The following is a 12,475-nucleotide window of genomic DNA, read 5'->3' as shown; positions in this document are numbered from 1 at the left end:
CCCCGGACGGGTGGGGTGTTGGGGTACGGACCGGCTTGCTCACGAGGTGCAACCCTAGTCGGGCGATAGCCAGGAGGCGGCTGCGGCCCGGGCTGGGGCGGCCCGGGCTGATGCGGCCTGGGCGGGACCATCGGACGCCGGGGCGCGTCGTACTCCATCTCCTCCGGCCGCCCGGCCGGACCGGGGACGGTCAGCGCCCCGATGATCGTGGTGATCGGCATCGCCAGCACCACCCCGATGCCGGCGGCCATCGTGGAGACGATCTCGCCGGCCATCTGCTCGGTGGTCAGCAGCGAGAAGAACGTGCGGTCGTAGAGCTGGATCACCAGCAGCAGGGTCAGCGCGGTGCCGACGTAGGCGAACACGATCGTGTAGATCGTCGAGGCGACGTGGTCGCGGCCGATCCGCATCGCGCCGCGGAAGACGTCCCACCGCGAGGTGGTCGGCCCGGCGGCGCGCAGCTCCCACACCGCGGACGCCTGGGTGATGGTGACGTCGTTGAGCGCGCCGAGGCCGGCAATGATCACGGCGGCGACCAGGAGGCTCTGCAGGTCGAGCTCGGCGTCGAGCGAGGAGAGCGTCTGACCGCTCTCCGAGCCCAGGCCGCTGAGCCGGCTCCCGCCGATCGCGAGGGTGCCGATCAGGGCGGTCACCGCGACGCCGGCCAGCGTGCCGGCGAGCGCCACCGACGTACGCACCGAGAGCCCGTGGGTCGTGTAGAGCACGACGTAGAGGATCAGCACCGAGGAGACCAGCGCGACCCACGCCGCGGGCTCGCCGGAGAGCAGCGCCGGCAGCAGGAACAGCCACACCACCGCGCCCGCGAAGCCCAGGCCGAGCACGGCCATCAGCCCGCGCAGCCGCGCGACGGCGACGACGCACACCACGAAGAGACCGACCAGCAGGAGCAGCGGCGGTCCGCGCTTGACGTCGAAGAAGGCGTAGGTCGCATCCCCCTCCTTCTCGGTGCGGGAGAGCTCCACCTCGTCGCCGGTCTCGAGCCCGGAGCGCGCCATCGGGGTCGAGATCTCGACGGCGACCTCGGTGCCGGTGTCGGGTCCGCTGGTCAGCTTCACCGAGGCCTTGTTGCAGCCCTCAGGCGTGCCCTCGGCGGTGCACGGCTCGGCGACCGAGGTCACCTCGGCCGTCTCGAAGACGACGCCGTCGGCGACGAACTCCTGGGACCCCTGGAGCTTCTCGACCGCGGCGCGGTCGGGCCACCAGACGGCCACGCCGACGACGGTGATGACGGCGATGAGCACCAGCGAGACGGTCAGCACCATCCGCGGCAGCGCCTCGACCTCCACCTCGGCGTCGTGCCCGCCGTGGGAGTGGCCGTGGGAGTGGGCCATCGTTCCTCAGCTCTCGACGTATTCGAGCGAGCGCAGGTTGCGGTCCAGATGCCAGGAGAGGTACGCAGCGACCAACCCGCTCGCCTGCCTGCTGGTCCGGTCCTCGGCGCAGCCGACGGTATCCCAGTCACCTGAGAGCAGCGCACCGAGGTGGGTGAGTGTCTCAGGCGCGGGCGTCGCCGAGCCCGGCACCCGGCAGGTCGTGCACAGCGCGCCACCCATGGAGACGTTGAACCACCGGTGCGGACCCTCCAGCCCGCAGCGCGCGCACGCCTCGAAGGACGGCGCGTAGCCGGCGACGGCCAGCGAGCGGAGCAGATAGGAGTCGAGCACGTGTCGCGGCAGCCGGTCGCCCTGGGCGAGCACCCGCAGCCCGCCGACGAGCAGCAGATACTGCTGGGGCGCCGGCTCGCCCTCCTCGTGGACCAGCCGGTCGGCGGTCTCGAGCATCGCGGTGCCGGCGGTGTAGCGGTCGTAGTCGAGGCCGATGCCCGCATGGAACAGGGTCAGCGTCTCGGCCTGGGTGATCGTGTCGAGGTTGCGCCCCTCGGCGAACTGCAGGTCGACATGGGTGAACGGCTCCAGACGCGAGCCCCACCTCGAGGTGGTGCGCCGCACGCCCTTCGCGACGGCACGCACCCGCCCGTGGTGGCGGGTGAGCATGGTGATGATCCGGTCGGCCTCACCGAGCTTGTGGGTGCGAAGCACGATGGCCTCGTCGCGGTAGAGCGGCACGGCACCATTCTGCCGCGTCGCACCGACAACCGCGGCAGCGACAGACCTACATCACGTCAACGACGCGTGTGGCTGACCGCCAGCGGTGGACATGTCTCCTATCGTGCCCACCATGAGCTCCACAGGCATCGACCGCCGCCATGACGACCGCAGGCCGGGCGCCGCACCGACGCCACCGGTCACCGTCGTCGACTGGCTGATGCTGGTGCTCGCGATCGTCTCGGTCGCGCTGCTCGTCTGGATCACCTTCTGGGACGTACCCCGGGTCTGGGCCGACCGGGTGATCATCGCTGACTACGTCATCTGCGGGATCTTCTTCGTCGAGTTCTGCATCCGCTGGGCCAGGTCCGGGCTGGGCTGGAAGTTCCTGGCGCTCTACTGGTACGAGATCCTCGGCATGATCCCGCTCTCGGACCCGGCCTTCCGTGCCTTCCGGCTGCTGCGGGTGGTGGTCATCTTCCTCCGGCTGATGCGCGCGGCCGACCGTGCCTTCGGCGACCGCGTCTCGGCGTACGTGGTGGGAAGGTTCTCCGGGGCGATCGTCAACGCGATCCGCAAGCCGATCACGGTCGCGGTGCTCGACGAGGTGATCGCGGTGATCCAGACCGGCAACTACACCCGGCACATCTCCAGCGCGATCGAGGAGAACCGCGCCGAGATCGACACGCTCATCATCGACCTGATCCGCCAGGACCAGGCGACCGGAAAGCTGAAGTACCTCCCCTTCCACGACGACGTCGTCCGCCTCGTGGCCGACACGGTGCTGCGCCTGGTCGACGAGGGCCTGGCCGACCCGCGGGTCCACGAGATCATCTCCGACGCCATCCGCGAGTCTGCCAAGGAGCTGCGGGAGAACATCGGCTCGGACGACTACGCCGCGGTCAAGCGCGATCAGGAGCGGTTCGGGAAGTAGGTCGGCGACGTTGTTCAGAGCACCGTTCAAGACCGCCTGGATCGCGAGCAGCCGCTTGGGCCTCTGCGCGAAGTACGACGCCGGCTCCTAGGGACGTCTAGGAGATCAGCGGCGCCAGCCGTCTGACCGCCTCCCGGAGACGGTCCGGGGTCGTCGCGGCGTACCCGATCACGAGGCCGGGCGGCCCGGTGCCCTGGCGGTGCCGGGACAGCGGATGGACCGCGATGCCCGCCTCGAGCGCGGCCTCCGCGACCGCGGTGTCGTCGATCCCGTCGGGCAGGGTCGCCAGTACGTGGAGCCCGGCCGCGACACCTCGGACCCGAGCGGCCGGCAGATGCTCGGCGAGCGCCTCGAGCAACGCGTCGCGCCGGGCCTTGTGCCGGGGCCGGACCAGCCTGAGGTGTCGCTCGAAGGCACCCGAGGTCAGCATGCGGGCCAGTGTGATCTGGGGCAGCGCCGGGCTGGCGAGGTCGAGCCAGTAACGAGCCTCGACCAGCTCCTCGTGCATCCCCGACGGAGCGATCAGCCACCCGATCCGCATCGCCGGCGCCAGCGTCTTCGACACGCTGCCGAGGTGGACCACCCGGTCGGGTGCGAGCACCTTCACCGCAGCGACGGGCGGCCGGTCGTAACGGTGCTCCGCGTCGTAGTCGTCCTCGATCAACAGCCGGTCCGGCGCCGCCCGGACCCACTCGACCAGCTCCCGCCGGCGCTGCGGAGAGAGCACCACGCCGGTCGGGAACTGATGCGCGGGCGTGACCACGACGGCGTCGACCCCGCTGGCACCGAGCGCCGCGACATCCAGGCCGTCGCCATCGACCGGCACCGGGACGGTCGTCATCCCCCACCGTTGCAGGTGCACCCGCCCGCCGTAGGACCCCGGCTCCTCGAAGCCGACTGTGGTCCTGCCACGCTCCTCGAGCCAGCGCGCGAGCAGCACCAGCCCCTGGGCAACCCCGTTGACGACCAGGATCTCGTCGGGCGAGACCGTGAGCCCGCGCGTACGTCCCAGCCAGACCGCGAGCGCCTCCCGGAGCACGGGCACACCGCGCGGGTCGCCGTAGCCGAGGTCGGCGCTCCCGACCTCGGCGAGCACCTCCCGCGAGGCCTTCGCCCACGCCGCCCGCGGGAAGGCGGACAGATCCGGCACCCCCGGGGAGAGGTCCAGCTCGGGCGTCGGCAGACGCGTGGCGGCGCCGAGGCGGCGTACGGCTCCGGGAACCGCGCTCACCCGTGTCCCGCCGCCGCTGCGAGCCGAGAGCAACCCCTCGTCGGTCAGCCGCTGGTACGCCTCGACGACCACCCCGCGCGAGACGCCGAGCTGGGTCGCGAGCGTGCGCGACGCCGGCACCCGGGCGCCGACGGCGAGGCGGCCGTCGGCCACGGCGTCGCGCAGCGCACCGGTGAGCCAGGCCGCCAGCCCGCCCGGCGGCACGCCGGCCGGGTCGAGCTGGAGGAAGTCCGCTCCGGTCACTTGGTCCACTCTGCCACCTCGACCTTGGATCTGTCTGCCAGACCAAATCGGCGCGAATCTCGTGGTCATGAGCACCGAGACCCTCCCCCGTCCCGATATGGCCGGCTCCTCCGGGCCTGCCGAACACGCGCGAGCATCACGCGGCACCCTGATCGGCATCGCGTTCGCCGCGGCCGGGATGGTGTGCGTCGGCAGCAGCGTCGCGGTCTCCGCCGCCATCACGGACGCCCCGCTCTTCACCCTCCAGTCCGTCCGCTACGCCCTCGCCGCCGTGCTCCTGCTCGTGGTCGCCCGCGTCACCGGCTGGCGGGTCCCGCGCCCGCGCGGTCGCGAGTGGCTCTGGCTGGCCGGGGTGGCGACCGTGGGCCTGGTGCTCTTCAACGTCGGCGTCGTACGCGGCGTCGCCCATGCCGAACCGGCGGTGATCGGGGTGGCTGTGGCCGCCGTCCCGATGCTGCTCGCCGTGGTCCCGGCGGTCGCGACCCGCACCCTGCCGGCCCGCCCGGTGATCATCGGGGCCACGGTCGTGACGACGGGGGCGATCCTGGTCCAGGGCTTCGGCAGGACCGACGCGGCCGGCGTCGGCTACGCGCTCCTGGTGCTCGCCTGCGAGGCGGGCTTCACGCTCCTGGCGGTGCCCGTCCTCGCCCGGCTGGGTGCCTTCGGGGTCTCGTTCCACTCGGTGTGGATGGCAGCCGCGGGCATGGCCGTCGTCGGTGTGGTGGCGGAGGGTCCGGCGGCGGTCGCCACGCTCGACACCGTCGACCTGCTCGCGGCCCTCCACCTGGCGGTGGTGGTCACCACGCTCGCGTTCCTGCTCTGGTTCACCGCGGTCGGCCGCCTGGGCTCCGGGCGCGCCGGCCTGCTGACCGGCGTCGTGCCCGTCGCGGCGGCCGCCCTCGGCGTATCTCTCAACGGGATCGTGCCCGGACCGATGGTCTGGCTCGGCACGGCTGTCGTCGCGCTGGGCCTGGTGATCGGCCTGCGCGGCGGCGCCGCTGCGGGTCGTCCCGCAGCGGCGCCCAGCGTCAGCGCTGCGGGATCGTGACCGCCTGGGCCCGGTTGGCCGCGCAGACGACGGCCCGCAGCGAGGCGGTGACGATGTTCTCGTGGATGCCGATGCCCCAGACGATCTCGCCGGCGATCTCGCACTCGACGTACGCAGCAGCAGATGCGTCGCCGCCGGCCGAGAGCGCGTGCTCGGCGTAGTCGAGGACCCGGATCTCGGCCCCGGCCTCCTTGAGCGCGTCGACGAAGGCAGCCACCGGGCCGTTGCCGACACCCTTGTAGGTGCGCTCCTCGCCGCGTACGCGGAGGGTGACCTGCTGCTCGTCGCCGCCCTCGGCGTCGGTCACCGAGGACCAGCTCTCCAGGGCGTACGGCTCCTCGCGCTCGAGGTACTCGGCGGAGAAGATCGACCAGATCTCCTCCGGGCTGACCTCGCCGCCCTCGGTGTCGGTGTGCTGCTGGACCACGCGCGAGAACTCGATCTGCGCGCGACGCGGCAGGTCCAGGGAGTGCTCGGTCTTGAGCAGGTAGGCCACGCCGCCCTTGCCGGACTGGCTGTTGACCCGGATGACGGCCTCGTAGGTGCGGCCGACGTCCTTGGGGTCGATGGGCAGGTAGGGCGCCTCCCACGGGATCTCGCTGGTCGGCTTGCCGGCCTCGGCGGCGATCCGGTCGAGGTCCTCCAGGCCCTTCTTGATGGCGTCCTGGTGGGAGCCGGAGAAGGCGGTGTAGACCAGGTCGCCGGCGTAGGGGTGGCGCGGGTGGACGTTGATGTTGGTGACGTACTCGACGGTGCGGCGGATCTCGTCGATGCCGCCGCCGACCCGGAAGTCGATCTGCGGGTCGATGCCCTGGGAGAAGAGGTTCATGCCCAGGGTGACCAGGTCGACGTTGCCGGTGCGCTCGCCGTGACCGAACAGGCAGCCCTCGACGCGGTCGGCGCCGGCCATCAGGCCGAGCTCGGTGGCCGCGACCGCGGTGCCGCGGTCGTTGTGCGGGTGCAACGAGATCGCCGAGTGCTCGCGGCGGGTCAGGCCGCGGCCGAAGTACTCGATCTGGTCGGCGTAGGTGTTCGGCGTGGACATCTCGACCGTCGCGGGCAGGTTGAGGATGATCTCGCGGCCGGCCTCCGGCTGCCACACGTCGCTCACCCGCTCACAGACCTCCAGCGCGTAGTCGGTATCGGTCTGGGTGAAGATCTCCGGGCTGTACTGGTAGCCGAAGTCCTCGGTGCCGATCAGCTCGGGGACGTGCTCCTCGGCGTACTTCATCACCATCTCGGTGCCGCGCACGGCGATCCCGATGCACTCTGCCGGGGTCACGTTGAACACGACCCGGCGGAACAGTTCGGCGGTGGCGTTGTAGAGATGGATCGTGGCCCGCGGGGCACCGGCAATCGACTCGGCGGTGCGCGAGATGAGGTCCTCGCGCGCCTGGGTCAGGACCGAGATCTGTACGTCATCGGGGATCCGGTCCTCCTCGATCAGCTTGCGCACGAAGTCGAAGTCGGTCTGGCTCGCGCTCGGGAAGCCGACCTCGATCTCCTTGTAGCCCATCGCGACCAGCAGCTCGAACATCCGCAGCTTGCGGGCCGGCGTCATCGGGTCGATCAGGGCCTGGTTGCCGTCACGCAGGTCGGTGGAGAGCCACCGCGGGGCCTTGGTGATCTTCTTGCTGGGCCAGGTGCGGTCGGGGACGTCGACGGGCACGCACGCGCGGTAGCGCTCGAACGGCATCCCCGACGGCTTCTGCTGGTTGCTGGAGTTGCTCAGGTTGGTCATGCGGAATCCTCATCAGGTGGGAGCGAGTGCCGGCGCACGTCGAACCTCCGCAGCGAGGGAGTCCCGGCCAAGAAAGAGAACTGTTCAGACCCCGCTGCGGCAGCTAAGGAGGAGGCTGCGCATCATGACTCGGTAACAATAACAGAACAGAACTGGCAGACTGGCACCGAACTGACGACCAATTGGGAGGAACGGGCGTGTCCCACCTGGAAGAGCTCACGGTCGAGGAGTCCTGGCGGCTCGCGGCGGACAGCCAGATCTCTCGGATCGGGTGGACCGGCCCGCGCGGCCCGGTGGTGCTGCCGGTCAACCACGCCATGCACGACAAGACGGTCTGGATCCGCACCTCGGCCCACTCCTCGATGGCCGAGCAGATCGACGAGTCCGCCGTCGCACTGCTCGTCGACGACCTCGACCCCGACACCCACGTCGGCTGGTCGGTGCAGTTCAAGGGGCGCGCCGAGATCCTCTACCGGGAGGACCAGATCCCCGAGGTCGTCAAGGGCCTCCACTCCTGGCCCGCCGGACCCCGCCCGCTGTGGGTGCGGCTGCACCCCAAGGAGGTCACCGGCCGCCGTCTGGTCGCTGACGCCTGATGCCTCGCCTGCTCGTCGTCCACCACTCCCCGACCCGCTCGCTGCAGCGGCTGACGGACGCGGTCGTCTCCGGCGCCAACGACCCCGAGATCGAGGGCGTCGAGGTCGTCGTACGCCCCGCCCTGGAGGCGACAGCCGACGACGTGCTGGGCGCCGACGGGTACGTGCTCGGCACCAGCGCCAACTTCGGCTACATGTCCGGCGCCCTCAAGCACTTCTTCGACTCGACCTTCCTGGCCGTGGGCGGTGCGCTCGACCCGTCCGGAGGGGCCGGTGAGTCGGCCGGCGCGACCGCCAAGCGGCCCTACGGTCTCTACGTCCACGGCCGCTACGACACCACCGGCGCGATCCGCTCGGTGCAGTCCATCGTCGGTGCGCTGGGGTGGACCCAGGCCTTCGACATCCTCGACGTGATGGGCGACGTCGAGGACGCGCATGTCGAGGCGGCGTACGAGCTGGGAGCCACGCTGGCCGCGCTCCTGGGCTGAGCTCTCCTTTCGGCCCGCTCATGGTTTCGCAAGTAGAGTCGATCCCCGTGATCGGCCATACCCCTGGACGTACGACCTCCTTGTCCCTCGTGATCGTGGTGCTCGCCGCCCTCGCGCTCAGCGGGTGCGGTGGCGATCGGGCGGCCGCCAAGGGCGAGGACCCGAAGCAGGTGGACTCGACCGCGGTGCCCGAGGTCGGCAAGTGCCGCAACCTCAGCCACGAGGACGTCGCCGAGGCCTACAACTTCGACAAGTACGTCGCCTGCGACGAGCCGCACAACGCCGAGACCTTCGGCGCCGGACCGCTCCCGGACGAGTTCAAGGACGCCGAGTACGGCGACGAGAAGGTCAACGAGTGGGCCTTCAGCCAGTGCCGCAAGCTGCTGGAGAAGTACGTCGGCACCAACCAGAGCGTGCTGATGCGCTCGATGCTCTCCCACGTCTACTTCGGTCCCTCGGAGAAGGCCTGGGAGGAGGGCGCGCGCTGGATCCGCTGCGACGTGGTCGGCGGCGGCCAGCAGGGCGCCGAGTACGTCGACCTGCCGACCACCACCCGCAACCTCCTCAAGGTCAAGAACATCGAGGACATCGAGGACCGTTGGATGGTGTGCGCGCAGGGCAAGACGGTCACCTCCGCGAAGGTGCCCTGCTCCGAGCCGCACCAGATGCGCGCCGTGACGACCATCAAGCTGGGCGAGGACAAGACCCCGTTCCCGGGCGTGGCGGAGTCCAAGAAGAAGGCTGCGCAGTACTGCAAGGGCTCGGTCCAGGCCTGGTTGGGTTACCCGGAAAGCTTCGACTACGGGTACACATGGTTCGGAGAGAAGGAGTGGAACGCCGGCAACCGCTGGGCGGTCTGCTGGGCGGTGACCGAGGAGTGAGCATGGGTCGTAACAAGCTGTGGGGGGCTCTCGTCGTCGTCGGGGCCATGGCTCTCGCCGGATGTGGCGGGGGCGAGCCCGAGGCCGCGCCGTCGGCATCGTCCGCCCCGCCGTCCCCGTCCGCCTCCCCGGCGCCGTCCCCCAAGGAGGGCGCCTGCTACAACCTCACCTACGAGGAGGCGCTGGCCCCGACCGCCGGCGGCACCGCGGTGTCCTGCAAGGGCAAGCACACCACCCAGACCTACGCCGTGGGCCGGCTGAAGAACGTCGTCGACGGCCACCTGGTCGCGGTCGACTCCGAGCAGGTCGCGGCCCAGGTCGCGGAGGCGTGCCCCAACAAGGTCACCAAGTACCTCGGCGGCGACGCCGACGACCTGCGCCTCTCCATGCTGCGCCCGGTCTGGTTCACACCCACCATCAAGGAGTCCGAGGCCGGCGCCAACTGGTTCCGCTGCGACGTCATCGGCATCGCCGGCCCCAAGGCCCTGATGACGCTCAAGGGCAACATGAAGGGCGTCCTGGGCGACTCCGACACCGCCGAGCCGTTCCGGATGTGCGGCACCGCCTCGCCCAAGTCCGAGTCCTTCAAGCGCGTCCCGTGCTCCATGAAGCACACCTGGCGCGCGCTGTCCGTCATCGACCTCGGCTCCGGGAAGTACCCCGGCGAGTCGCGGGTCAACAGCGCCGGCGCCGAGGACTGCAAGGCCGCCGCCGCCGAGGTCGCCGACGACCCGCTCAAGTACGAGTGGTCCTGGGAGTTCCCCAGCGCCGAGCAGTGGCAGGGCGGGCAGACCTACGGGATCTGCTGGGCCCCGGCCTGAGCCTCAGAACCCGAGCTTGCGCAGCTGACGTGGGTCGCGCTGCCAGTCCTTGGCGATCTTGACGTGCAGGTCGAGGTAGACCGGCATGCCGAGCAGTTCCTTGATCTGCAGCCGGGCGCGCTGGCCGACGTCCTTGAGCCGGGAGCCCTTGTGGCCGATCACGATGCCCTTCTGGGAGTCGCGCTCGACGTACAAGAAGGCGTGGACGTCCATCAGCGGCTTGTTCTCGGGGCGGTCCTCACGCAGCCGCATCTCCTCGACGACGACGGCGATGGAGTGCGGGAGCTCGTCGCGTACGCCCTCGAGGGCTGCCTCGCGGATCAGCTCGGCGACGATGATCTCCTCGGGAGAGTCGGTGAGCTCGCCGTCGGGGTAGAGCGGCGGGCCCTCGGGGAGGAGCTTGATGAGGAGCTCAGCGAGGAGGTCGACCTGGTCGCCGCCGACGCTGGAGACCGGGACGATCTCGGCCCACTCGATGCCGAGCTCCTGGCCCAGCGCCTGGATCGACATCAGGTGCTCGCCGATCTGCTCGGGCGTGGCGAGGTCGGTCTTCGTCGCGACCGCGACCCGCTTGATGCCCTTCTTGAGCTTGTTGGCGTTCTCCGCGATCCGGCGGTCACCGGGGCCGATCTTCTCGTTGCACGGGAAGCAGATCGCGACCACGTCGACCTCGGTCCAGGTGGCCTCGACCAGGTCGTTGAGCCGCTCGCCGAGCAGCGTACGCGGCCGGTGGATGCCCGGGGTGTCGACCAGGATCAGCTGGCCGTCGGGGCGGTGGACGATGCCCTTCACCACGGTGCGGGTGGTCTGCGGCTTGTCGGAGGTGATCGCCACCTTGGTGCCGACCAGCGCGTTGGTCAGAGTCGACTTGCCCGCGTTGGGACGCCCGACGAACGACACGAAGCCGCTCCGGAAGGCTGGCTGGGTCTCCGGATCGGTCACTGCTGCTCCTGCTGCTCGTCGTATCGCTGCCAGATCTGCTCGTCGGTGAGCCCCTGCGCCTTGCCCTCGCGCCACACCGGGCCGGGATCGACCGCGCGCGGCTGCCGCTTCTGGCCACCGCCCCGCCAGTAGCCCATCACGTCGTAGGCGTGGGAGTCGAGCTTCCGCTCCCGCATCAGATGCTTGCGGATCGCCCGCATCTGGCTCGACTCGCCGGCCATCCAGAAGTAGCCCTCGCCCGCGGGCCACTCGATCTTCTCCACGGCCGCGGCCAGGTCGGAGGAGGTCTCCGAGGGCGGCGCCGACCAGGTGACCTCGGCGGAGTCGGGCAGGTAGCCGGGCAGGTAGCCGGGCAGGTCGTCGGGCACCTCGGCCCAGATCCGCGTCGGCAGCGTGGTGGTCTCGGCGATCCGCGCCATCGCCGGCATCGCGGTCAGGTCGCCGACCAGCAGCAGCCACTCGGCACCGTCGGGCGCGGCGTAGGAGCCTTTGGGCTCGGTGATCGTCACGGTCTGTCCTACCGGGTCGAGGCGGGTGGCCCACTCGGTCACCAGGCCGACGTCGTGGACGACGACGTCGAGGGTCAGCTCGCCCTCCTGCCAGGACCGCACGGTGTAGTAGCGCGACTGGAACTGCCCGGGCACGATCAGCCCGACCCACTCGTCCGGGATCCCGGTCGACTCGAACCCGGCCAGCCCGGGGCCGCCGAGCACCAGACGTACGAGGTGGGGCGTGATCTGCTCGCGCCGCAGCACCTCCGCGGCGTACTGCTGGGCCTTGACACTCATCAGCTCAAGGTTATCCGCGCCGAGCGCCGCTGCCCGCATCAGCGCAGCTGTCGAATGGGGCGTGACTCGTTCGTGGAGCAGGTGAATAGTCCTGTTCAGTCGAAGGAGACAGCTCATGAAGACCTACAACCTCGCTGAGATGCACGGAGCCCCGACCATGTCCTGGGAGGAGGTGACGACGCGGCTGGAGGCCGGGTTCAACCAGGCCCCCGGGTCTCAGGACGGCGAGCCCGGGCGCTACACGACCTGGGTGACCACGCTCAACGCCGACGGCGGCCCGCACGTGAACGCGGTCGGCGCGATCTGGTTCGACGGCTCCTTCTACCTCGTCACCGGACCAGGGACCCGGCGCGGCCGCAACCTGGCGCGCGACCCCCGCTGCGCCCTTTCCCTCTCGGTGCGCGAGTTCGACCTGGTGGTCGAGGGCAACGCCACCCGGGTGCTGGGCGAGGAGCTCGCCCGGGTGGCGAAGCGCTACCACGACCACGAGGGGTGGCCGGCCGAGGTCGACGAGTCCGGCGAGGCGCTGACCGCGCCATTCAACGCGCAGACCGCCGGCCCCGCGCCGTGGCACGTGCACCGGATCGACGCCACCTCGGCGCACGCGGTCCAGTGCGTGGAGCCGTACGGCGCGACCCGGTGGAGGTTCTGAGGTGGTCGACCTCTTCGCGGGCCTCCCGGTGACGAGCATCGCCG

Annotated in this window: 13 protein-coding genes; 7 read left to right on the top strand and 6 right to left on the bottom strand. The window is 70.6% G+C overall.

Annotation, left to right across the window (positions count from 1 at the left end; all coding sequences use genetic code 11):
* The coding region (locus G5C66_RS24555) for a YibE/F family protein (RefSeq protein WP_241248827.1) at window positions 1–1,352 on the bottom strand (1,352 nt) is incomplete at its 3' end.
* 6 nt (window positions 1,353–1,358) lie between these two features.
* Complete coding sequence (recO, locus tag G5C66_RS24550; RefSeq protein WP_165114167.1) at window positions 1,359–2,087, bottom strand: DNA repair protein RecO; 729 nt, start codon at window positions 2,085–2,087, stop codon at window positions 1,359–1,361.
* Between the two features lie 112 nt (window positions 2,088–2,199).
* Between recO and G5C66_RS24545 the strand changes: the two genes are divergently transcribed.
* Window positions 2,200–3,000: an ion transporter gene (locus G5C66_RS24545; protein WP_241248826.1), complete on the top strand. Its 801-nt coding sequence runs from the start codon at window positions 2,200–2,202 to the stop codon at window positions 2,998–3,000.
* Window positions 3,001–3,097: 97 nt separating this feature from the next.
* Here the strand turns inward: G5C66_RS24545 and pdxR are convergent, their stop codons facing one another.
* A complete protein-coding gene (gene pdxR / locus G5C66_RS24540) occupies window positions 3,098–4,474 on the bottom strand; it encodes a MocR-like pyridoxine biosynthesis transcription factor PdxR (RefSeq protein WP_338144309.1) in 1,377 nt (458 codons plus the stop codon).
* Between the two features lie 67 nt (window positions 4,475–4,541).
* Between pdxR and G5C66_RS24535 the strand changes: the two genes are divergently transcribed.
* On the top strand, window positions 4,542–5,522 hold the full coding sequence (locus G5C66_RS24535) for a DMT family transporter (RefSeq protein ID WP_165114161.1): 981 nt from the start codon (window positions 4,542–4,544) through the stop codon (window positions 5,520–5,522).
* Here the strand turns inward: G5C66_RS24535 and leuA are convergent.
* Window positions 5,503–7,263: a 2-isopropylmalate synthase gene (gene leuA, locus G5C66_RS24530; RefSeq protein WP_165114158.1), complete on the bottom strand. Its 1,761-nt coding sequence runs from the start codon at window positions 7,261–7,263 to the stop codon at window positions 5,503–5,505. The two genes, G5C66_RS24535 and leuA, sit on opposite strands and share 20 nt — an antisense overlap.
* A gap of 197 nt (window positions 7,264–7,460) precedes the next feature.
* Here leuA and G5C66_RS24525 point away from each other — a divergent pair, with 197 nt between their 5' ends.
* Genes G5C66_RS24525 through G5C66_RS24510 form a run of 4 tightly spaced genes read left to right on the top strand, consistent with a single transcriptional unit; the run spans window position 7,461 to window position 10,049 of the window.
* The gene (locus tag G5C66_RS24525) at window positions 7,461–7,859 is read left to right on the top strand and encodes a pyridoxamine 5'-phosphate oxidase family protein (RefSeq protein ID WP_338144308.1); all 399 of its coding nucleotides are present in this window, start codon (window positions 7,461–7,463) and stop codon (window positions 7,857–7,859) included.
* Entirely contained in the window at window positions 7,859–8,347 is a 489-nt protein-coding gene (locus G5C66_RS24520) for a flavodoxin family protein (protein WP_165114154.1), read from the top strand. Before G5C66_RS24525 ends, G5C66_RS24520 begins: the two co-directional genes overlap by 1 nt.
* 47 nt (window positions 8,348–8,394) lie before the next feature.
* A complete protein-coding gene (locus tag G5C66_RS24515) occupies window positions 8,395–9,228 on the top strand; it encodes a septum formation family protein (RefSeq protein WP_338144307.1) in 834 nt (277 codons plus the stop codon).
* Window positions 9,229–9,230: 2 nt separating this feature from the next.
* Window positions 9,231–10,049 (top strand): septum formation family protein, encoded by an 819-nt coding sequence (locus G5C66_RS24510; RefSeq protein WP_165114150.1) that lies wholly within the window; start codon window positions 9,231–9,233, stop codon window positions 10,047–10,049.
* 3 nt (window positions 10,050–10,052) lie between these two features.
* Here the strand turns inward: G5C66_RS24510 and era are convergent, their stop codons facing one another.
* Both era and G5C66_RS24500 read right to left on the bottom strand, forming a co-directional pair.
* Window positions 10,053–10,991 (bottom strand): GTPase Era, encoded by a 939-nt coding sequence (era, locus tag G5C66_RS24505; protein ID WP_165114148.1) that lies wholly within the window; start codon window positions 10,989–10,991, stop codon window positions 10,053–10,055.
* Window positions 10,988–11,779: a siderophore-interacting protein gene (locus tag G5C66_RS24500; RefSeq protein WP_241248825.1), complete on the bottom strand. Its 792-nt coding sequence runs from the start codon at window positions 11,777–11,779 to the stop codon at window positions 10,988–10,990. Before G5C66_RS24500 ends, era begins: the two co-directional genes overlap by 4 nt.
* A gap of 115 nt (window positions 11,780–11,894) precedes the next feature.
* Between G5C66_RS24500 and G5C66_RS24495 the strand changes: the two genes are divergently transcribed.
* Complete coding sequence (locus tag G5C66_RS24495) at window positions 11,895–12,431, top strand: pyridoxamine 5'-phosphate oxidase family protein (RefSeq protein ID WP_165114145.1); 537 nt, start codon at window positions 11,895–11,897, stop codon at window positions 12,429–12,431.
* Window positions 12,432–12,475: the final 44 nt, after the last annotated feature.

The sequence above is a fragment of the Nocardioides turkmenicus genome (genome assembly GCF_011045035.1).
Lineage (GTDB): Bacteria > Actinomycetota > Actinomycetes > Propionibacteriales > Nocardioidaceae > Nocardioides > Nocardioides turkmenicus.
Note: the sequence above shows the minus strand (reverse complement) of the source record. Positions and strands in the feature narration are given on the sequence as shown.